The sequence below is a fragment of the Acinetobacter sp. YH12135 genome, assembly GCF_013418565.1.
Lineage (GTDB): Bacteria > Pseudomonadota > Gammaproteobacteria > Pseudomonadales > Moraxellaceae > Acinetobacter > Acinetobacter towneri.
Genome location: NZ_VPBU01000008.1, coordinates 50,614 through 72,563 on the forward strand (window position 1 = coordinate 50,614; position 21,950 = coordinate 72,563).

The following is a 21,950-nucleotide window of genomic DNA, read 5'->3' on the forward strand; positions in this document are numbered from 1 at the left end:
TGGGAGTCAGTTTTGACTCCCATTGTTTATATTATTTTGATTTTTCAGATTAAGCTTGAATCAATTGGGTCAATTCATCCACATAGTCCTGCATCGGGCGGGGATTGTGGTCACGACGGCTTTCAATATTTAAGCGCAATAAAGGCTCGGTATTTGACGCACGCACATTAAAACGCCATGCCCCAAAGTCAAGACTCACGCCATCGGTTTGGTCAATTGCTGGGTTTTGGCTAGCATAATGCTCAAAGATTTTTTGGATGGTGGCTTGAGTATCGGCCACTTTAAAGTTAATTTCCCCCGAACATGGAAACTTGGCAATCATTTCTTCGACCAGACTCGATAGCGATTGTCCTGTTTCAGACAACACAGAAAGCACCAATAACCAAGGAATCATGCCGCTGTCACAATAGGCAAAATCACGGAAATAGTGGTGTGCGCTCATTTCACCGCCGTAAACGGCATTGTGTTCACGCATTACATCTTTAATAAAGGCATGCCCAGATTTAGATTGAATCGCTTCACCCTGATATTGAGCGACCACATCAAAGGTATTCCAAACCAAGCGTGGGTCATGCACGATTTTTTCGCCTGCTTGTTTGAGCAAAAACGCCTGTGCCAATAAGCCGACAATATAATAGCCTTCAATAAACTGGCCTTTTTCATCGAACAAGAAACAGCGGTCAAAGTCACCATCCCACGCAATGCCCATGTCGGCTTGATGCTCTAATACGGCATTGCTGGTGCTATCACGGTTTTCCACTAAAATTGGGTTCGGGATACCATTGGGGAAAGTACCATCGGCATCATTGTGAATTTTGACCAATTCAACAGGGATATTCAGGGCTTTGAATTTTTGCTCAATTGCATCGACCACATGCCCTGCAGCGCCATTGCCTGCATTCATGACCAGTTTCATTGGGCGAATTTTGCTAGGCTCGATATAAGTCATTAAATGTTCAATAAATTCAGGCAAAATATTGTAGTTTTGGGTGCTGCCTTTTTGCTCAACTGGGGTAAATTTGCCCGATTCTGCCAAAGCTTGAATGTCTTTTAGACCAGTATCGGCACTAATAGGACGTGCATTCTCACGTACCAGTTTCATGCCGTTGTAGTCCATGGGGTTATGGCTAGCAGTCACTTCAATGCCACCTTGCACGTCTAAATGAAAGGCTGCGAAATAGACTTCTTCTGTGCCTGTCATGCCCAAATCTAGCACATTGACCCCTGCATCATTTAAACCACGAATGGTGGCCTGCTTTAAGCCTTCGCTGCTAAGGCGAATATCACAGCCAATTACAACGGTTTTGGGTTGGTAAATTTGTCCGTAAGCACGACCAATTTTATAGGCAATCTCTTCATTGAGTTCTGTGCCCAATTTTCCGCGAATGTCATAGGCTTTAAAACAGGTTAATGTACTCATGTATTGTCCTAAATATTTGGAGAAATTGTATTGCTGTCTATGATAATCGAACTGTGTGTAATGTGCTGTATAGAATGGAAGATCAATTGCTTGAAGATGTTTCAGGTCATTAACCGTGTGTGGGGCTGTTGCAAGATGGGGCAGGTCATAGACCATGGATGAGAAAAGATGTTGTGATGGCAAGGGTGTTTTTTATTGAGTGAAGTTGGCTAAAATACGGCTCAGACTTATGTGTTCGATATGATTGAAGATGAAATTACAGAAAAGTACTTTAGAGCCAGAGCAGAAACTTTCTGCGCCACAGAAAAAATTTCAGAAATTATGCCAAAAAATTGAGCAGGAACAAGTACGTTTGAATGAATGGCAGACCGCACAAGCCGATATTCAGGCACGTGCCAGCCGAGAAATTTTACCAACCTATATGCAATTGCGTGAAATTATATTTCAGCAAATTCAACAATTGCTTCAGCAAAAACAACAAAAAGTGACGGCAGCCCAGCAAACTAAGCTGGATCAAAAAATTGAGCAACTCAGTTTACAACTTTTGGATTCGCAGCAGATGTCTACCGAACAAGTTCAGTTTTTAACAGAATTGCTGAACAGTTATGGGCATCATATTGAATTGCTAGACACAGATGATGTGGATTTAAGATCTGAAGCTAAAACAGCAACAGAGTCAGAAGACGAAAATGTTGAACAATGTGAACAAAATAGTTTTGAACATGATGAGTCTGAACAAGAGCGCTTGGCACAGCTCAAGCTAGAAAGTTTGAAGCATTTTCTTTGTGAAGAATATGACCTAGATCTAGATTTTTTTGATTTTCAGCATGATCCATTAGATTTAGATGACTTTATAAAAAAATTTGAACAAAAAATGCAAGAACAAGAGGAGCTGGATTTTTTAAGTCAGTTGAGTAGTGCGCAAAAAGCTTTTGCCGAACAGCAAATTGCCCGTGAAAAAGCCAAAGCAGCAAAAAAACAGCAACAGCGTGAAGAAGCCAAGAAACTAGCAAATCAGTCCATTAAAGCGATTTACTTAAAAATTACAGCGTGGATTCACCCAGATCGTGAGCAAGATGAGCAGAAAAAACAAGAAAAAACCGTATTGATGCAGCAAGCCAATCAGGCTTATGAAGCCAATGATTTATTGACATTGTTAAATTTGCAAATTCAGTTGGGTCAGCAGCATAATTTGTCTTTCGCCAATCAACAATTAAAAGCGTATAACCTGCTTTTAGAAGAACAGTTAGAAACTTTGCAAATGCAAGTAGATGACATTATTTACTCTTTTAATTGGAGTCAGTTTTTATATTCTAACCGTAAAATTATAGTGCAGGATTTGTATCGAAAATATGAGCAAGACTATCGACATGTTCAAAAAAAATTAGCTCGAGCGCAAGAGATACTGGAAAAATATCAAGACCTTAAACAATTAAAGCAATTGATGCGCAGTCAATATGTGTGGGAAATGCATGCTGTGATGATGTAGACATATTGAGGTTTGGCTTTGAATGTTTATGCAAAAAGTAGTCTTTATTTACAATATTCCTTTTGAGTGAATCCAAGTTATGCTCAGGTTGGGCCGTTCGGCTACTATTCTGAAATGATACCTTTGTCCGTTATAATTGTATAAACATTTTTAGTGTCTGGTAATTATGTCCTCATTGATCAACTTTCTATCTCGCTTTAGTAATGCAACTCTTCATCGCAGTCTGAGCTATGCTAAACACATTGATAGGGAAACAATTGAGTTCTTTGAGGAAAAAGACGGGGTTACGATGTATGCCCAAATTGAAGGGACAGATTATTACGATACTGCAATTACCTATAATCCCCAAAAAGACCGTTTAATCGATGACGACTGCACTTGTCCGGTTGGATATAACTGTAAACATGCTGCTGCTTTAGCGCGGTTATTCTTTCAGGAATATCGCCAGGAATTTCAGCAGCGTTATGCTGACTCTCAATCCCCGCAGGGAATCGCAAAACGCCTACGGGGGGATGATCAGGCACAGCGCTGGTTGAATGATTTTAAACGGTATTTACAACAGACTGAACTAGAGCAATCTGTCAAAACAAACAATTATTTAATTTACCTGTTAGATCAGTCTGTCAGCTTAAAGAAATTGACAGTTGATGTTCAGAAGGCCAGACGCAATAAAAACGGCTCAATTGCGGGGGAAAGTTATTATACCCAATATGAAAATATCACCAGAAAGCATCTGACTTTACCTGAACAAAAACGACAATTATTTAACCAGATTTATTATTATGCCAAAATAAACAGTGACGAACGTTTTTATCAAAGCAATCTTGATATCTCCGGAATTTTATTGGAGCATTTCAAATCTTTTATTCAAAGTGGCGATGTGTACTGGCAAAAAAAGAGCCATACTGCACTTCAATGGTCAGAACAAGGCTATCACATCGAACTGATCTGGCAACAAGGTGTAAACAAACAGACAGAGCATTTAAATATTGAATTGGTCAATGGTGATATTCGACTCGATTTAAAATCAAATCCACATATCCAAATTCTCGCTAGCCAGCCACCGTGTTATGTGGATATTCAACAGAACACGGTGGGCCAGTTATATGGTGAATATACGGCAAATCTTCTGTACCATTTTTTACAGATGCCTGATCTTCCATCTATGCTCTTGCCAGAGTTTGAGAAACTGACTCATCAATATTCAGACATGAAAAATCTGCCTCAGCCCGAGTCTATTCAGCATATTGATGTCCTTGAGGGTAGTCCCCAGCCAATTTTACGCTTCGGTGTTTTAGATAAATTTGATTGGAAATGGGAAGAGTCTGTTTGTGCTGAAATTGAATTCTCCTATGCAGGCGGGCGAATTAAAGCAGGTACATCAGGTGACAGTTTCATTGGTGAGCAGCATGACAAAATGGTGCGACAGCTTCGGGACTTAGTTCAGGAACAACAGTCAATCCAGCGTTTACAGCTATTGGTCGAATCACTGAAGTGGGTGAAAGATCTTAGTTATGACCAGCAATTAAAACTGGATAAACAACGTCTCGATTCTATGGTTTTTGCTTTCTATGGAGACTGGATCAAACAGCTGATGCCCATCAATCAAATTGAGTTGATGGGCTGGCAGATAGAGCATCTGGAAAACAGCCCCTTTAACCTGCAATATGTTGAAAATTTAAATATTTCTATCACTGAATCTGAAGGCCAGCAGGACTGGTTCAATATCGGGGCGACGGTTCAAGACAGTGCAGGCAATTCTTATAATTTACTTGATGCGCTCGTAGCTTTGGTGCGAGTAAATCCTGATTTACTTGATCCGCGGACTTTTATTCATCTGCATGACAGTCAAATTTTCACCGTGAAAACTGCAGTTGATCAACCTGATTTGGCGCTATCCGCTAGGGATATTAAGCCGGTATTATTGCATCTACAGAGCATTTTACAGCAAGAAGAGCGCAGTATTGATCGCTATGATGCGAGTCAATTATTAGAATTGCAGCATAATCTTGGGATGACATGGCAGGTCAGTGATCGCCTGCAGAAATTTGTACATAAATTCAAACAAGGCTATCAGCAACAACTGCCGACACCACAAGGTTTTCAGGGGGAGTTGCGTCCATACCAGCAGCAGGGCTTAGGCTGGTTACAGTTTTTAAGGGAAACCCAGCATGGCGGGATTCTGGCAGATGATATGGGCTTGGGGAAAACAGCACAAACTTTAGCCCATTTACTCATGGAAAAGCAGGCTGGATATTTGCAGGATAGTCCCGCCTTAATTGTTGCACCCACATCGCTGATGCATAACTGGTTCAAAGAAGCGGAGAAATTTACCCCAGAGCTCAAGGTATTGCTGCTACAGGGGCCCGATCGCCATCAGTATTTTGAGCAGATTCCGCACTATGATATTGTGTTAACCACCTATCCGCTTCTGGCGAGAGATGAAGAGCAACTAAAGCAATATGAATATCATCAACTCATTTTGGATGAGGCGCAGAATATCAAAAATCCGCGCGCCAAAGCTGCACAGGTAGTACGGCAATTAACAGCGCGACATCGTCTATGTCTAACCGGTACACCTATGGAAAATCATTTGGGTGAGCTGTGGGCACTATTTTATTTCCTGATGCCAGGATTTTTATATTCACAAGAAATTTTTAATAAAAAGTACCGTCATCCGATTGAAAAGCGCGGTGATGAGCAGTTAAGACAAAAGTTGGTCAACCGGATTAAGCCCTTCATTTTACGTCGCTTGAAAACTGACGTAGCCAAAGAGTTGCCAGAAAAAACCACGATTGAAGTCAATATTGATATGAATGACCAGCAATCCAAGTTATATGAGGCTGTTCGTGCCACGATGCAGGCAAGCATTCAGAAAATTGTGGCAGAAAAAGGCTTTAAACGTAGTCAAATTCAAATTTTAGATGCCTTACTGAAGCTACGTCAGGTGTGCTGCCATCCTAGCTTACTAAAGCTGGATTCAGTGAAAATTGGGCAGGCGCATTCTGCCAAACTTGAACAGTTGATGGATATGGTCGTTCCAATGGTGGAAGAGGGGCGAAAAATTCTTATCTTCTCTCAGTTTACCTCAATGTTGGAACTGATTGAACAACAGTTCCATCACGCAGAAATTGGCTATGTGAAGCTGACTGGAAAGACCAAAAAGCGAGATAAAGTCATTACAGCGTTTCAGTCTGGACAAGTGCCGGTATTTTTAATCAGTCTGAAAGCAGGAGGGGTCGGTTTGAATCTAACTGCCGCAGATACGGTCATTCACTATGATCCATGGTGGAACCCTGCTGCTGAAGATCAAGCTTCAGATCGTGCATGGCGGATTGGACAGGACAAGCCGGTATTTGTCTATAAGCTGATTACTAATAAAAGCATAGAAGAAAAAATTCTTGCCTTACAGCAAAATAAAGCAGAACTGGCACACTCTATTCTAAGTACAGATCATGAAGGCGAAGCGAAACTGACGGAAAATGACGTGATGAACTTGTTTGAGAAATTTTAGTTTGGTTTCAGATTACCCTAATCATCTGTAAGTATCTGAAAGTCCGGATGCAATTTTTTCCAATGTTCTCTTAATTTTTCTTTATGAACAGAAATCATAGGTAAGTCTAGTAATAGCACTGGCCATACCGACCGTGCTTTGTCCATGATCGCGTGAAGTTGTTTTTCAATAACACGCCATGGAACACCGACTTTTTCAGCCCATTGTTCAAAGTGTTTCATCTCAGCTAAATACCAATCTTTATTTTTGGCAAGATTTAAGGCGAAATGACGCTCATTTTCAATATATACACTTGTCATCAATATATCGTATGCAGGGGATAATCTTGGCGTTGTTTTATCGTGATAAATCATACTCCAGTTCTTTAAGTGTGCATCTCCATTGGCGAGTAAAATATTGACGAGTAAACGGCTGGCAAATTGCTGAATATCAAAAATTTTGTTATCTGAATAGTGATAAATGATCTTACCGATCTGCTCATAATTTGTGGTGCTGTATTTCTGGTGTGGATATGAACCAAAGATCTGAGCAAAATCTTCAATATGAATAAGCTCTGTAGTATTAGCAGTACTCTGCCTATCGAATCTCTTAATTGCAAAAGCATATTGCTCTTGGGGTAGATTTAATGGTGGAAGGTCTTGTAAGAGTGCCATATCTACCAAACGAATCTCTGGGATATCTATTCCGACCATTTTGGCAAGGATCATCATAGAGTATTCATTCAGCGGAACAAAAGCATGTCTGGTAGAAGGAGTTTTGACAATCCAATCACCGAGTAGGCTGGATTCCGTTGCCTGTGCTAATGTAAAACGCCCATCTTTGGCTTTCATGGAAAACTTCATTTGGACGCCAGCCAAGGAAAACTTATTATTTGTCCGAATCTCTTGTTTTAATATCTGATCTGGATTCGAGATCTGAAGCTTAAATTTTATTCCATCTGGGATTTCTTCTGGATCTACTGGGGTTGCAATCAGTGCCCCAGGTAAGTCATGACCTAAAGCTGCCAATAACTGAAATTCATTGTCTATATGTATTTTGAGGCTTTGTGCTATGAGTTCGCGTAATGCACCTTCTGGTAGCAGATTTGATAGCAAGGGGTGTAAGCGCTGATGTGTAACATAGGTCTTTTCTAAAATCTTATCCGCTTGAGGATATAAAGGGGAAGTCAGCAGGCTCAAGGTCGGACGTTGCTGATCCAAGTGAAAAGAATCTGTGAAAACCAGAATATTTTTTCCGCTCTGAAATCCTGCCAAGTATCCAACGACAACGTGATGTAATGTTAATTTCAGGACTGCAACAGTATTCATGGTTCCTCTCCTCCGAGAAGACCTTTCCATGGGTTAGACATTAAGTCATCTTGATCTTCAATAGTGACTTTAATTTCATCATTCAATAATTGTCTAATCAAATGAACCTTATCATCTGGGATGAGCATCAGTTGAGCATTTAGTCCTGCCGCAATAATTTCTAAGGTATCTAATCGAGGATTGCCTTGACTTTCCAGTTTTTGGTACTGCTGTCTTGAAATGCCTGTACGTGATTGCATATCAACTTGCTTTAAACCCAATAGGGTTCGTCTTTTTTTGACTTGCTGTAGTAAAGACTTATTTAGTGTAGACATATTTATTGCTTTTTGGTGGTATAAGAAGCATATTAGTTGCTTTTTTATTAAGAAGCAATGACAGAAATTATTAACAGGCTCCGCGGCATCAATATTTAGGATCTAGGCAAGCTGATCTTGTTTAACATAAGCCACTTAGTAGTAGCTAATACTATCTTTTGTTTTGGAGTTTTTTTTATTTTGTATGATTGATACTCTGGAGCATCATCTACATGGTTTTTTGTTCACAGTTTTGAAAGAGCACTTTTGTAAACTTACTTTTTTAAGTATAAAAATTTCTTATGAAGTAAAATATTGAATAAAACAACAATAAAAAAGCCCCAGTCATTCAACTGAGGCTTTTAGAATCTGGAGCGGGAAACGAGACTCGAACTCGCGACCCCAACCTTGGCAAGGTTGTGCTCTACCAACTGAGCTATTCCCGCATGCGGTGTATAATACATGATGCAAAAATAGGGTCAATCATTTTTTGCATATCGTTGTACTGACTGAATAAATAAACAACATTTTTAGAAAAAACAGCAGTCATCAGCCTAAATTTCATAACGAAAAGTGGTGCGAATCGTAAATCGAAGAATCCTCACGGCAAGATGCTGCGAATCACACAGAACACGTTATACTTCAGAGAGCTTTTAAAACCATTCGGGGAAATACAAGCATGAGCTTAGAACAACAGTTGCTACAACGCTTAGCCGTTTTCAATCCAAGCCATTTAGAGGTGGTGAACGAATCTGCAGGACATGGCGGTTATTTCCCGGGTAAAGAGTCGCATTTTAAAGTGGTGATGGTGAGTGAAGATTTTCAGGGGCTACGCGCTGTACAACGCCATCAAAAAATTTATGCTGCTGTAGGTGACTTACTCGCCCCAAATAAAATTCATGCATTGGCAATTCATGCCTTTGTTGCATCTGAATGGCAGGGACAAGACACCAGCAGTCCAGAATGCGCCCACGCACCAAAAACATCGTAATGGAATGAAATAAATGGAAAATTTAGGAATGCTGAATACCATTCACGTTGCTGCGGCGGCTTTATTATTATTGGTGCTGTTTGTACGTGCCATGACTTTGTTTAAGGGCACACAAAATAACTCGCCTAATCCTAAAGCGTGGACAGTCTTTGTGGCATTGCAACATTCAGCACTGACGTTGATTGTAGTGACAGGTGTCATTGCTTTGTTTTTAAAAGACTTTCAAGTCGAAACATGGTTTTATGCCAAAATTATTTTATTTTTGGTGATGCTGTCATCTTTAATCAAAGCGTATAAAAAAGATGACAGTATTTTGTTGATTCAACGCCGTGTTGGTTGGGGCTTAGCCTTAGTCGCATTTTTTGCCATTTTAGGTTTGGTGATGTTAAAGCCAAGCTTTGGCTAAGTCAGCAGATCTTATTGTGGATGTTGCTCGTGGGTGTGAACTCACGAGCATTGAATGTATGTAAATATTGGCAAAAGATTGGCTGCATATTTGAGCACTGGTGAATTGTTAGACATAATTCGGCAAGAATATTTACAGCTCAGTTAAACTGAAGTGATGTCACAACAAAAATTGAAAAGAGGGGCGGCAATGCGCACACGTGTGGTGTTTAATCAGAAAGGTGGTGTTGGAAAATCCAGTATTACCGTCAATTTGGCTGCAATCAGTGCGCATCAGGGTTTAAAAACATTGGTGATTGACCTCGACCCGCAAGCCAACTCCAGCCAATATTTGTTGGGTGATGATGCTACTTATTCTGCCGACAAGCCTGCGCTTGAGCCCAACATCGAAAATTATTTTGAAGAAGTGTTGGGTGCAAACCAATCCAAAGGTTTACTGGGCAATGCTTTGGGCTCAATTTTAAAAAACCGCAGCAAAGGTTTAGAAGCTTATGTGCATCAATCGCCATTTAAAAATTTGGATGTGATTCCTGCGAGTCCGCAATTGGGCGGCTTGGCACATGCACTTGAATCGAAACATAAAATTTATAAGCTGCGCGATGCCTTGCAACAATTGTCCGATCAATATGACCGCGTGTTTATTGATACCCCGCCTGCATTTAACTTTTTTACCTTATCGGCATTAATTGCTGCAGATCGGGTACTCATTCCATTTGACTGCGATGTCTTTTCTAAACGCGCTTTGCAAAGCCTGATTGAAAATGTGTTGGAAACTCAGGATGACCATAATGCAAACTTGCAAATTGAAGGCATTGTGGTGAATCAATATCAGGCACAGGCCAAGTTACCGCGTGAAGTGGTGCAGCAACTCAAAGATGAAGGTTTGCCTGTTTTGAATAGTGTGTTACCGCCTTCGGTGTTGATGAAAGAATCACATCATAAAAATTTGCCATTAATTCATTTGGCAACAGATCATAAATTGACGCAGGCCTATCAATCATTGTTCAATGAAATTGAGCAAGCGTGATACAGAGGTAGACATGAAAACATTTGCAATTGGTCTTGTCGCGGCAAGTAGTTTATTGCTAGGGGCTTGTGCGACCACAGTGAAACCTAGCTATGTGTCGCCTACACATTATCAGGCTTTGAATTGCCAACAATTACAAAGCGAATATAACCGTATTCAGCAATATATTGAAAGCGGTGTTGAAGCACCGAAACGTACAGGTGTTGGTGTTGGTATCGGTTTAGGCGGTGGTTGGGGCAGCCGTGGCGGTTGGGGCGTTGCACCGAGTGTTTCTGTCAATATGGGACAGTCATCCAATACCAAAAGAACAGAATTGGCACGTCTTTTAGGTGAGCAAGAAGCCATTGTACAAGCAGCAAAATTTAAAGCTTGCCCGATTATTGTTAAGCCCAAACCTGTAACATCTTAAATTTTAGGATTTGCGAATATTTTGTCTATGGTGCTGCCATTTGTGCAGCACCATTGCTTAAAAAATGTAGCAAGATAATTCAAGGTTGATCTCAATCTAATATTTTAAAAACAAAAACTTAATTTTATTTTCTGTTCTATTTACACCCTTGGGTCAGTCCTGCCAGATAGAAAAACTTGTCATTTTCAATGGCTTTCATATAAGGTGTGCTCCTATTTTTGATTTGCATGCTCTGGTGTTTATGATTGAAAGTTGGCTCTTTGTCCTAGCAATGATTGCGGTCTTGATGATTCCTGGCCCGACCAATGCGCTATTGGCAAGCTCAGCCCACCAACAAGGCATTGCCAAAACCAGTCTGCTGATTCCCGCAGAGTTTTTTGGTTATATGTATGCCATTAGTCTGTGGGCGTTATTCATTCATTTGAGTGCGCCAATTTGGCCTTATTTAATTGATATACTGCATGTTTTAAGCGCAGGCTATGTGTTTTGGATGGCTTTTCATTTATGGAAGCAGTCACATTTAGAGCAACATTGTCAAAAACACTCTGCCATTCGCCCTGCACAATTATTTTTTTCGACTTTTAAAAACCCAAAAGCCTTGTTATTTGCTGCAGGTATTTTTCCTACAGAAACGTGGGATAACCCGACCAACTTTGCTATGGTCTATGTCTTATTTGGTCTGATTTTATTGCCAACAGCGTTATTTTGGATGTCTTTTGGGCGAGCAGTTTTGGCGCGAGAAACCAATAAAGTGACGGCAGATCTGTTATATAAAGGCTCGGCTTTGCTGTTGGTGGTGTGTATGCTGCCTGTGGTGGCACGTTTTTTCTAAAGATTTAGAGACTTTTGGTGAGTTGAGCAATCATCTCACCTGTTTTGAATGTATGAGGGCAGCGCTGTAACAGGCATGCCCAAAGAATTACACAACTTAAGCAGGTTTTTTCTTGAGTTTTTGGCGAATAAAACCAATCACTCCAGGCAAGACACTTAAAATAATAATGCCGAAAATTAAATGGGTGAAATTGTCTTTCACTATTGGCATATTGCCAAACAAATAACCGAGTGTAATAAACGACGCGATCCAGCAAAAAGCGCCAATCACGTTATAGGTCAGGAAGTATTTATAATTCATGCTGCCTGCACCCGCCACGAAGGGCGCAAAGGTACGCGCAAAAGGCACAAAACGCGCAAAAATAATGGTTTTTCCGCCGTGTCGCTCAAAAAACTTCTGGGTTTCGATCAAATGTTTTTTATTGATAAAACGTGATTCCAGTTCAAAAACTCGTGGACCAATATATTTACCAATGTGGTAATTCAGGGTGTCACCGAGTACCGCAGCAGTAAACAATAAAATACCCAAAATCCACGGATCCATCACTCCTGTCGATGCAGCCAATGCGCCTGCCGCGAACAGTAAACTATCGCCAGGTAAAAACGGCATGACCACCAAGCCCGTTTCTACAAAAATAATCAGGAATAAAATAGCGTAAATCCATACCCCATATTGGGTGATGAATTCGAGCAAATGTTCATCGACGTGTAATATAAAATCAATCAGTTCCATGGGAAAAAACAAGCGAAAGTGTGCTCAAATCCTAGCAGTCCACAGGCGGAAAGTCAGTATGAAAAGGTAAATAATTTTCACAGTGATTTTAGGGATGCTAGACCAGCCACATCGGTTCTTTTTCGTTGCATAGATGCAACAACATGTCTTTTAAATGCGTATTTATCCTGAATTTTGAAAAAACTAAGATGTATTTGTCTTCAAGAATGAATCAAAAATATAGGTGATCTGATGTTTAATCCAAATGTTGTGTTAAAAAGTGTGGTCGAAAAAGCAAGTGTGCAAGCCATTGTAAGTTTATTTGCACGTGCTTTTTTAGCGTATTTATTTATTGTATCTGGTTGGGGAAAAATTGCAGGCTATGATGCAACAGTGGGCTATATGCAAGCTATGGGTGTTTCAGGTTCATTGCTACCTTTGGTGATTTTGCTAGAACTTGGTGGTGGTTTGGCAATTTTATTCGGTTTACAAGCACGTGTCGTGGGTTTGGGTTTAGGTGTTTTTAGTCTTTTAACTGCATTTTTATTCCATGCTGCACCAGAAGATGCGCTGAATTTTATGAAAAATATTGGTTTGGCTGGCGGTTTCTTCTACATTATGCTTTACGGTGCAGGCAAAATAAGTCTAGACCATCTTTTGGAAGCAAAAAAGTAAGTCATTGATTTCCACATCAGCTCAACAATTTAAGCAATCTTCAAGAAGGTTGCTTTTTTTATGCCATAGAAAATGCATAGTCTTTTAAAACTTAGAGTATGTGGTCACTGCAATATCACGAAGAAAAATAGCCATTTTTAGGATTGTCTGAATAGTGTGCGCAAGGCGTGGAAAAATGCTAGAATAGCGCGCTTAATTCGTTTGCCTTTCTATAGTTGTTTGTCATGACTACCAATACTCAAATTACTGAAGATCGTATCCTGATTCTGGATTTCGGTTCGCAATATAGCCAGCTGATCGCACGTCGTGTTCGTGAAGCGGGCGTATATTCTGAAATGTATGCCTACGATATGTCGGAAGAAGACATTCGTGCATTTAATCCAAACGGTATTATCTTATCGGGTGGACCTGAAAGTGTTCACCAAGCGGGTAGTCCACGCGCACCTGAAATTGTATTTAACTTAGGCGTACCTGTACTGGGTATCTGCTATGGTTTACAAACCATGTCAGAACAACTGGGCGGTAAAGTTGAAGCGGGTTCAGTACATGAATTCGGTTATGCCGAAGTCGATATTTTGGTACGTGACAAACTGATTGGTAACTTGCAAGACCGTGAAAACCAATTGCACGTTTGGATGAGCCATGGCGATAAAGTGGCACGCATTCCAGAAGGCTTCCAAATTACGGCTAGCACACCAAGCTGCCCTGTGGCGATGATTTCTGATGAAACACGCCGTTTCTATGGTATTCAATTCCACCCAGAAGTAACGCACACGGCTAAAGGTGCAGAATTACTGTCTAACTTCGTACATCAAATTTGTGGATGTCGCGGTTTATGGACACCAGAACACATCATCGACCTGCGCGTAGAGCAATTACGTCAGCAAATTGGCGATGAAAAAGTATTGCTTGGTTTGTCGGGCGGTGTGGATTCTTCTGTGGTTGCGGCATTGTTGCATAAAGCCATTGGCGATCAATTAACGTGTGTATTTGTTGACAACGGCTTATTACGCTTGAACGAAGGCGATCAAGTAATGCAAATGTTTGCAGAAAACATGGGTATTCGCGTGATTCGTGCCGATGCAGAACAACGCTTCTTGAGCGCGTTGGCAGGTGAAGTTGATCCTGAGAAAAAACGTAAAATCATTGGTCGTGAATTTATTGAAGTCTTTGCCGAAGAAGCGCGTAAATTAGATGGCGTGAAATTCTTGGCACAAGGTACGATTTACCCAGACGTGATTGAATCTGCAGCCAGCAAACAAGGCAAAGCGCATGTGATTAAATCACACCACAACGTGGGTGGTTTACCAGAAGATTTAGCTTTTGAATTGGTTGAACCATTACGTGACTTGTTTAAAGATGAAGTTCGTAAACTTGGCACCACTTTAGGCTTGCCACACAGCATGATTTACCGCCATCCATTCCCAGGTCCAGGTTTGGGCGTGCGTATTTTGGGTGAAGTGAAAAAAGAATATGCAGACATTTTACGTTTAGCCGATGACATTTTCATGCAGGAACTGCGTGCAAGTGGTTGGTATGACAAAACAGCACAAGCGTTTGCGGTATTCCAGCCTGTGAAATCTGTTGGTGTCGTCGGCGATGGCCGTCGTTATGCATGGGTAATCGCACTACGTGCCGTAGAAACAGTGGACTTTATGACTGCACGTTTCGCACACTTGCCGTATGATTTGGTTGACCGTATTTCAACGCGCATCATGAATGAAATTGCAGAGGTTTCACGTGTGGTTTATGACGTATCATCTAAACCACCTGCAACCATTGAATGGGAGTAATTCAGGGATTTCGCGAAGCACTGCTTCGTGCCTGAATTACGCCAAGCGCTATGTGCGCGGCAGTCGGGGTTTCAAGCAGCACTGCTGCTTGCCAGTTTTACGACATGAGCCCATTTTAAAGCACGGCTTTTAAAATGGGTGCAAGATGCTTGCGGCCTAGCTTTCCTCTTGCACATAAAAAAAGAGCACTCCATGTGCTCTTTTTTATGCCTGCTAAACAATCCAAGATTTAATTTCTTTTTTTACCGTAGATTTAGGGGGCTCAGGCATCCCCACATCAAAACTGATGACACAATTTCGTCCACGTTGTTTGGCTTGGTATAAGGCCAAATCGGCTTCTTTAATTAGGGTCTGTAAGTCGGTTTGTTGTGGTTTTAAACTGGATACTCCAATGGAGACAGTGAAATTAAAACATTTTTTATCAATGCACATTTCATGCTGAGCAATTTTTTGTCTTAAGCGTTCTGAAATCATCAGTGCTTCATCTAAGCTGGTTTCACTAAGCAGAGCGATAAACTCTTCACCGCCAAAGCGTGCCAAAATATCCTTGCGGCGCATTTCTTTACGAGCAATGTCTGCAATATTTTGTAAGACCCGATCTCCAATATCGTGCCCATAGGTATCGTTAATTTGTTTAAAAAAGTCGACATCAAACATTAGTAAGCAGACCGATTCAGATTTAGGCCATGCATGAATTTTGTGTTCTGCCATGTGTACAAACTGACGTCGGTTATTGAGTTGGGTCAGTTCATCGGTGTGTGCCAAGGCTTGCAAGGTATGAAAATTCCAGTCATCCAGCAAACTGCGTAAAAAGTGATGGCGGGCATTTAGGGTGTTGATCCAACTGATATACAAACTCAACAAACATACAGGGATATACACCACCATAAAAACTAAGGCATCCTGCAAATTGGTGAGGGAAATCACCCCCAAAAGCATGAGTACGCTCATGACCAATGAATTGTAGACCGCAGGGCGGAAACGCACTTGAATACATAGGTTCGCCATGAGCACAAAAATGACCGAGGCATACACATAAGTGGAAATCCAAGGGCTTTGTGATTGCGACAGGATATAGAACCAAATACCGCAGCACAGTGTGGCGCTGACCGGTAAAATTAAATCTAGCAGGCGAATATCTTTGATCAATTTAAAGCAGAAATAATTGCCAATCAGCGCCAATACAACAGCACTGAGACGGAGTGTGGCCGAGAGTGTAGTGACATCTGGAATGATGAAATAATCGATAAAGAAATACAGCAGGAACGTCATTTGCCCAATGTAATTGACTTGGCGTAAATAACGACGCTGATGTAAATTCTGGTGTTGATAAAAATGTGTTTCAAATTGCGGCGGGAGTTGCGCAGCAGGGTGCTGCAATGCTTTTTCAATTGCTTGTCGGTTTTCAAGATCACACTCAGTTGTTTTTAAAAGTTTTTCTGAGGCTTCCTGATTGCTTAAAATCTTCGAACGGGTCTGTTCCCCCATTCGAGCTTTTACAGACATAGCGATATTTACTCAAATTGACAACTTATAGTGAGGATTATGCGCAAAATGCAGAAAAAATAACCTCCCTAAATTTGGGTATTTTCTCTATTTTTTTTAAATTTTGGTCAAAATTATGCCATATATTTTAAGGTGTAGTTCAAGTTTGAACCATAAAAATCAGAACAACAAATTTCATCTTGCTCTTCGTTAGTGATTTACTATATTTAATAGTCAAGGAATTTACAGAAATATAAGAGGTATAGGATGAGCAACAGCAATTATACCGAGCTTTCCAATTCAGACGATTGTGATAAGTACGTCAAGCAATTTATACAGGAATTTCCACTGCGTAGTGCTGAAATTGGGCAGGGAACTTTAATTAAACGTGCTTTACCGAGTCGGCATAAACGCATGATTGGGGCATGGTGTTTTCTAGATCACGCAGGTCCTGTTAATTTTCCACAAGGTGAAGGCTTAGATGTCGGGCCGCATCCACATATTGGTTTGCAAACATTCACCTGGATGATTGAAGGCAGCATTATGCATACCGACAGTTTGGGTACTAAGCAATTGATTCGTCCCAAACAGGTTAATTTAATGACCGCGGGTTATGGTATTTCACATACCGAAGTTGCTCCCGACACCGAAACACACATGCATACAGCGCAACTGTGGATTGCTTTACCTGATGATCAGCGCAATATGGCGCCACGTTTTGATCATTACCCTGACTTGCCTGTGGTTTTGCTAGATGGAGTGGAATTTACCATCTTAGTTGGTGAATTTTTAAATACCACTTCACCAGTATTAGTACATAGTGAGTTGCTAGGGGTAGATATTTATAGTGAAACCAGCACGACAACCCGTTTGCCGCTGAATCCTAAATTTGAATATGGTTTGATGATGCTGGAAGGCACAGCCACTGTGCATGGGCATGAATTAAACGATGAAAATATGCTGGTGCTTGAACCGGGCTTAACCGAAATTCAGCTAGATTTACATGCGGGTGCGCGTCTGTTGCTATTGGGCGGTTTACCTTTTGAGTCGCCAATTTTGTTGTGGTGGAATCTCGTCGGTCGTACCCAAGAGGAACTCAGCATTGCACGTGAGCAATGGGTCAATCATGATCCTCGTTTTGGCACAATACCAGACTACGATGGACCACGTTTAGAAGCGCCGACTTTCCCCGCAAAAATGCGTGCATCAAAATAAATGATGGAATATCAATCTATAGGGAGCATCTTATGGCCAAGATTGGCACAGCACAGGTACGCAGTTTAGACACGGCATGGCAAGGTCAGATCCAAAGTGGTCAGCACCAATGGAAGGTAGATGAGCCTGAAAAGTTAGGTGGTCAAGATGCAGGTCCTGCACCTTATGATCTGTTATGTAGCAGTTTGGTCGCTTGCACCATGATTACCTTGCGTATGTATGCACAGCATAAGGGTTTGGATTTTGGCAAAATTCAGGTCGAGGCGGACTTCTTTACCAATCAGGAAGGGCAGGAGTGGATTGAACGCCGTGTGCAAACTGAAGCAGCGTTAGATGCAGAATTACAGCAAAAAGTACTGAATATCTGTCAAAAAACACCTGTGACGAAAACCTTGTTACGCAGTGTGGAAATTCGTACTGAATTGGGTTAAACCTAGAGTTGAATCCGTCTCTTATAAAAAGGCATGCAGGACATGCCTTTTTATAATGTTGCGTGAAACAGAAGATATAACAATCACTTAAAAACAGATGTAATAAAAACAAAATAGGACGTTTATGATTACTTTACACCACCTTGATCAATCCCGCTCTTTCCGCATTTTGTGGGCGCTCGAAGAGCTGGGTTTGGACTATGAAATCAAGTTTTACCACCGTCAGCCCAATTTAAGTGCGCCCAATGAATTGAAGCTGATTCACCCATTGGGTAAAGCACCAATTTTGACGGATGCAGAGCAGACCATTGCAGAATCTGCAGTCATTTTGGAGTACTTGCAGCAGCATTATGATACGCAAAGGCAGTTTAAACCGCAGCAGGCTTCAGCACAGCAAGCATATCAATACTGGATGCATTATGCCGAAGGCTCGCTAATGCCATTGTTAGTGATGCAATTGGTGATGACCAATGTGCCGCAGCATGTGCCATGGTTAGTTCGACCAATGGCGCAAAAAATTACTGCAGGTGTTAAAGCAGGGTTTATTCAGCCTCGTTTAAAAGATCATATTGCTTATTTAGAAGATTATTTGGGCAAACATGATTATTTTGCAGGGGATTTTTCTTTTGCCGATATTCAAATGGGTTTCCCGCTCCAAGCATTGCAAAGCCGTACCGGGCATCATTATCCACAGATTGCGGCTTATTTGGCACGCGTGGAACAGCGTCCTGCATTTCAGCGTGCACGCGAACGTGAGCAGCAGTTAATGCAAATCTAGCGATGATTTTTGTGAGTACATCGTTCTATAGACCTAAAAAAAGATGCCGAGGCATCTTTTTTTAATTGATTTTGGTCGATTGATAACAATGAGGCTTAGCGTTTCACGACAATTGAATCAATTCCACTATGCTGCAAAGTTTGCTGAGCAATCACTGCAGCATCGGCTGAATCATAAGGGCCTGAAATCACCCGATACCAAGTTTCACCACCTTCTACACTTTTCACTACATCTGCCGATAAACCATTCAAAATAATTTCGGCACGACGTGCATCTGCAGCATCTGGGTCGGTATAGCTACGCACTTGTAGAATATAGCTGGCTTGTACCACAGGGGCAGGCATTTCTGTCAGACCAACATTGGCTTCGCTGGCCGCTGGCGCCTCTACAGCAGCAGGCGCTTCAACAATGACTACGGTATTCTGTTGCTGTGTTTCAGGCACCGCTTGCTCAGGAATTGGGGTAACCTGTTGCTGTGGCAGCAAATCATAAAAACGATAGTCTTTGTTGGTATCTTCCTGATAATGCTCAGAATTGATTTGCCCTTTAGGCTGTACAGGTGCCCACGGTTTCCATAGCATTAAGGCTACAGCAAAACACAACACGATTAAAATCACCACGAGTGTGCCTAACCACGTTGGAATTAGTGGTTTTTTGGGCTTATTCGGTCGTTCAGATACACCGCGTTGCGTTTTTCCAAACACGTGGACTTCCTCTTGTTATGCTTTTATTTGGCTTTTACATTGTTTCTGGTGCAGAGACACCTAATAATTCTAAACCATTACGCAAGACTTGTTGTACGTTTACTGAAAGCAATAAGCGTGCTTGAGTCAAGGCTGCATCATCATTCAGAACTTTATGCTCATTGTACCAACCGTGGAACAATGCTGCTAATTCTTTCAAATAGTTACCTACCTGATGCGGTTCGTGGCTGTTGGCAGCACGTACTAAAATTTCAGGATACGCAGCCAGTTTGGCTAAAATTTCAGTTTCAGCATCTAGCTCAAGTTTAGCGGCAAACTGACGTGCAGTTGTCGCATTAAAATTCAATTGCGTAGCAGCAGTTTTTTCGAGCATACGACAAATACGTGCATGAGCATATTGAATATAGTAGACCGCATTGTCTTTACTTTGTGAAACGGCCAAATCTAGGTCAAAGTCAATGTGCTGTTCAGATTTGCGCATGACGTAATAGAAACGTGCAGCATCGTTGCCGACTTCTTTACGCAAATCACGCAAGGTCACGTACTGACCTGAACGGGATGACATTTGTACCATTTCACCACCACGCCATAAGCTCACGAACTGCACTAACAGTACCGTTAATTTTTTCGAGTCGTAGCCTAGTGCATCAATGGCCGCTTTCACACGTGAAATATAACCGTGGTGATCTGAACCCCAAATATCAATTAGGTCTGTGTAGCCACGTTGTAATTTATTCAGGTGATAAGCAATGTCTGAAGCAAAGTAAGTGGTTTGACCATTGCGGCGTTTCACCACACGGTCTTTTTCATCGCCAAATGCGGTCGATTTAAACCAGATATTGCCGTCTTGTTCGTATAGATAACCACGTTGATCTAGTGTTTGCAGAGCTTCATCAATTTTTTCAGTCAATGACGCTTCGCTAAACCATTGGTTAAAGGTGACACCAAACTCGCCCAAGTCATCTTTAATGTCGGCCAAAATAGCATTCAGCGCAGCCTGATGGAACACGCGGTAATCATCACCCAAGAGCGTTTGTGAATTGAAAATCAAACCATCAATGTGTTTTTCTTTGTCGCCCGACAAGACCACTTTGTTGCCATCGGCATCGAGTTCTGCCGCATATTGCACATCTTCAGGCACATTGTTATATACATCTGCAACAGGGCGTACATGGCGTTCACCATCCTGTTTTAAAATGCTTTGTGCGATGTCTTTAACGTAGTCACCCTGATACGCATTTTTGGGGAACACCAGCGTTTGACCTGCCAGTTCCAAATAACGCAAGTAAGTTGAAGTCGCCAAAATATCCATTTGACGGCCAGCATCATTGACATAGTATTCACGGTCAACTTTAGCACCTGTGGCTTCAAGTAAATTGGCAACCGTCATACCATAAGCAGCACCACGACCATGACCCACGTGTAGGCTTGAGGTTGGGTTAGCAGAAACGAACTCGACCTGAATGCGTTTTTCTGCATTGATTTGGCTGCGTCCAAATTGTTGTTTTTGTGCTTGAATTTGATCTAAAACACTAAAACGCTGGTCGGCATTTAAAAAGAAGTTAATAAAACCAGGACCTGCAATCTCTGCTTTGCTGATGTCTGCAACTTCAGGCAGAGCAGCAAGAATTTTTTCGGCTAAATCGCGTGGCTTCATGCCTGCGGCTTTAGAGGCAATCATGGCAATATTTGATGCGAAATCACCGTGGCTGCGGTCTTTGGTACGGGTTAAATTACTCGTATTGTTCCAGTCAGATGGGAGTACACCTTCAGCTTGAAGGGATTGCACTGCATGATCGAGCGCTGCTTGTATTGCCGTATTCATATTTAGTCGAAAAATAGATGTGCAGAAAAACGCTAAATATAGCAAATTTCAGGGGCTTTAGGGGAGTGCAATTGTATGCTTTATCGAATTTCAGAGATTGTAGCTAAGCATGAACAAATTGCCTGAAAAATCATCCTTTAAGCAAGCAATTCATGGCATAGTATGCGGCATTCAGTGAGGCGAAAAGGCTAGAGCATGAAACAACGTGCAATGATTTTTGGCAATGTACCCAAATTACCCATGAAATGGGCCACGGTGGTAATGCCTTTCTTTTTATCATGTTTGATGAGTGGCATCATTTCGTTGATTAATATGATCCGAAATTTGGGCTGGATTGAGGGATTTTTTACCCTGTGGTTGCATAACTGGATGATTTCTTGGGCGTTTGCTTTTCCAGTCGTATTATGTGTGCTGCCTTTGGTGCGTAAGTTCACTGGCTTAATTGTAGATATGACGCCACTGCAACCACCCAAATAAATTAGGTTCGATGCCTATATAACATGGGCTATCAGAAATAAAAATCATTCAGATTTGGTTATCAAACTTCTAAATGCCCTATTTGCTGCAATTCGGGCTAAGCTAGTCAGATGTCAGATGGTGCATCTCAATCCATGCGCCATCAGCAACCGATTAGAATGAGATGAAC

20 protein-coding genes and 1 tRNA gene are annotated in these 21,950 nt (G+C 41.4%); 13 read left to right on the top strand and 8 right to left on the bottom strand.

Annotated elements, in window-relative coordinates:
- Positions 1 to 49: 49 nt before the first annotated feature.
- The gene (locus FTU70_RS06235; RefSeq protein WP_180060337.1) at positions 50 to 1,420 is read right to left on the bottom strand and encodes a phosphomannomutase CpsG; all 1,371 of its coding nucleotides are present in this window, start codon (positions 1,418 to 1,420) and stop codon (positions 50 to 52) included.
- 250 nt (positions 1,421 to 1,670) lie between these two features.
- Here FTU70_RS06235 and FTU70_RS06240 point away from each other — a divergent pair, with 250 nt between their 5' ends.
- Entirely contained in the window at positions 1,671 to 2,909 is a 1,239-nt protein-coding gene (locus tag FTU70_RS06240) for a hypothetical protein (protein ID WP_180060338.1), read from the top strand.
- A 166-nt stretch (positions 2,910 to 3,075) separates the two neighbouring features.
- On the top strand, positions 3,076 to 6,423 hold the full coding sequence (locus tag FTU70_RS06245) for a DEAD/DEAH box helicase (protein ID WP_180060339.1): 3,348 nt from the start codon (positions 3,076 to 3,078) through the stop codon (positions 6,421 to 6,423).
- A gap of 17 nt (positions 6,424 to 6,440) precedes the next feature.
- On the opposite strand, the gene FTU70_RS06250 is transcribed toward FTU70_RS06245, so the two are convergent.
- From FTU70_RS06250 to FTU70_RS06260, 3 genes are all read right to left on the bottom strand, one after another.
- Positions 6,441 to 7,730 (bottom strand): type II toxin-antitoxin system HipA family toxin, encoded by a 1,290-nt coding sequence (locus FTU70_RS06250; RefSeq protein WP_004970273.1) that lies wholly within the window; start codon positions 7,728 to 7,730, stop codon positions 6,441 to 6,443.
- Positions 7,727 to 8,044, bottom strand: coding sequence for a helix-turn-helix domain-containing protein (locus tag FTU70_RS06255; RefSeq protein WP_004883943.1), 318 nt, complete (start codon positions 8,042 to 8,044; stop codon positions 7,727 to 7,729). Before FTU70_RS06255 ends, FTU70_RS06250 begins: the two co-directional genes overlap by 4 nt.
- A 349-nt stretch (positions 8,045 to 8,393) precedes the next feature.
- Positions 8,394 to 8,469: transfer RNA gene (locus FTU70_RS06260), tRNA-Gly, on the bottom strand.
- Between the two features lie 233 nt (positions 8,470 to 8,702).
- Here FTU70_RS06260 and FTU70_RS06265 point away from each other — a divergent pair.
- The 5 genes from FTU70_RS06265 (at position 8,703) to FTU70_RS06285 (ending at position 11,687) form a co-directional block, all read left to right on the top strand.
- The gene (locus tag FTU70_RS06265) at positions 8,703 to 9,014 is read left to right on the top strand and encodes a BolA family transcriptional regulator (RefSeq protein ID WP_178319033.1); all 312 of its coding nucleotides are present in this window, start codon (positions 8,703 to 8,705) and stop codon (positions 9,012 to 9,014) included.
- Positions 9,015 to 9,027: 13 nt separating this feature from the next.
- Positions 9,028 to 9,420 (top strand): SirB2 family protein, encoded by a 393-nt coding sequence (locus FTU70_RS06270; RefSeq protein ID WP_131261283.1) that lies wholly within the window; start codon positions 9,028 to 9,030, stop codon positions 9,418 to 9,420.
- Between the two features lie 189 nt (positions 9,421 to 9,609).
- On the top strand, positions 9,610 to 10,446 hold the full coding sequence (locus FTU70_RS06275) for a ParA family protein (protein WP_180060340.1): 837 nt from the start codon (positions 9,610 to 9,612) through the stop codon (positions 10,444 to 10,446).
- A 13-nt stretch (positions 10,447 to 10,459) separates the two neighbouring features.
- Complete coding sequence (locus FTU70_RS06280) at positions 10,460 to 10,855, top strand: hypothetical protein (protein WP_004970241.1); 396 nt, start codon at positions 10,460 to 10,462, stop codon at positions 10,853 to 10,855.
- A 241-nt stretch (positions 10,856 to 11,096) separates the two neighbouring features.
- Positions 11,097 to 11,687 (top strand): LysE family translocator, encoded by a 591-nt coding sequence (locus FTU70_RS06285; RefSeq protein ID WP_004970239.1) that lies wholly within the window; start codon positions 11,097 to 11,099, stop codon positions 11,685 to 11,687.
- 96 nt (positions 11,688 to 11,783) lie between these two features.
- Here the strand turns inward: FTU70_RS06285 and FTU70_RS06290 are convergent, their stop codons facing one another.
- Positions 11,784 to 12,419: a DedA family protein gene (locus FTU70_RS06290; RefSeq protein ID WP_004970236.1), complete on the bottom strand. Its 636-nt coding sequence runs from the start codon at positions 12,417 to 12,419 to the stop codon at positions 11,784 to 11,786.
- Between the two features lie 231 nt (positions 12,420 to 12,650).
- Here FTU70_RS06290 and FTU70_RS06295 point away from each other — a divergent pair, with 231 nt between their 5' ends.
- Positions 12,651 to 13,073, top strand: coding sequence for a DoxX family protein (locus FTU70_RS06295; RefSeq protein WP_004970234.1), 423 nt, complete (start codon positions 12,651 to 12,653; stop codon positions 13,071 to 13,073).
- A 224-nt stretch (positions 13,074 to 13,297) separates the two neighbouring features.
- Positions 13,298 to 14,866, top strand: coding sequence for a glutamine-hydrolyzing GMP synthase (guaA, locus tag FTU70_RS06300; RefSeq protein ID WP_180060341.1), 1,569 nt, complete (start codon positions 13,298 to 13,300; stop codon positions 14,864 to 14,866).
- Between the two features lie 213 nt (positions 14,867 to 15,079).
- On the opposite strand, the gene FTU70_RS06305 is transcribed toward guaA, so the two are convergent.
- Positions 15,080 to 16,372, bottom strand: a complete 1,293-nt coding sequence (locus tag FTU70_RS06305; protein WP_180060342.1) for a GGDEF domain-containing protein — start codon at positions 16,370 to 16,372, stop codon at positions 15,080 to 15,082.
- Positions 16,373 to 16,618: 246 nt separating this feature from the next.
- On the opposite strand from FTU70_RS06305, the gene FTU70_RS06310 reads away from it, so the two are divergent.
- The 3 genes from FTU70_RS06310 (at position 16,619) to FTU70_RS06320 (ending at position 18,775) form a co-directional block, all read left to right on the top strand.
- Positions 16,619 to 17,566, top strand: coding sequence for a pirin family protein (locus FTU70_RS06310; RefSeq protein WP_004970229.1), 948 nt, complete (start codon positions 16,619 to 16,621; stop codon positions 17,564 to 17,566).
- 32 nt (positions 17,567 to 17,598) lie between these two features.
- A complete protein-coding gene (locus tag FTU70_RS06315; RefSeq protein ID WP_004970227.1) occupies positions 17,599 to 17,997 on the top strand; it encodes an OsmC family protein in 399 nt (132 codons plus the stop codon).
- Between the two features lie 124 nt (positions 17,998 to 18,121).
- Positions 18,122 to 18,775 (top strand): glutathione S-transferase family protein, encoded by a 654-nt coding sequence (locus FTU70_RS06320; protein ID WP_004970224.1) that lies wholly within the window; start codon positions 18,122 to 18,124, stop codon positions 18,773 to 18,775.
- A 95-nt stretch (positions 18,776 to 18,870) separates the two neighbouring features.
- Here FTU70_RS06320 and FTU70_RS06325 read toward each other — a convergent pair whose 3' ends face one another.
- Both FTU70_RS06325 and argS read right to left on the bottom strand, forming a co-directional pair.
- Positions 18,871 to 19,479: an SPOR domain-containing protein gene (locus FTU70_RS06325; protein ID WP_004970222.1), complete on the bottom strand. Its 609-nt coding sequence runs from the start codon at positions 19,477 to 19,479 to the stop codon at positions 18,871 to 18,873.
- Between the two features lie 34 nt (positions 19,480 to 19,513).
- The gene (argS, locus tag FTU70_RS06330; protein ID WP_180060343.1) at positions 19,514 to 21,304 is read right to left on the bottom strand and encodes an arginine--tRNA ligase; all 1,791 of its coding nucleotides are present in this window, start codon (positions 21,302 to 21,304) and stop codon (positions 19,514 to 19,516) included.
- A 195-nt stretch (positions 21,305 to 21,499) separates the two neighbouring features.
- On the opposite strand from argS, the gene FTU70_RS06335 reads away from it, so the two are divergent.
- Positions 21,500 to 21,781, top strand: a complete 282-nt coding sequence (locus FTU70_RS06335) for a DUF2798 domain-containing protein (RefSeq protein WP_004970219.1) — start codon at positions 21,500 to 21,502, stop codon at positions 21,779 to 21,781.
- Positions 21,782 to 21,950 lie beyond the last annotated feature (169 nt).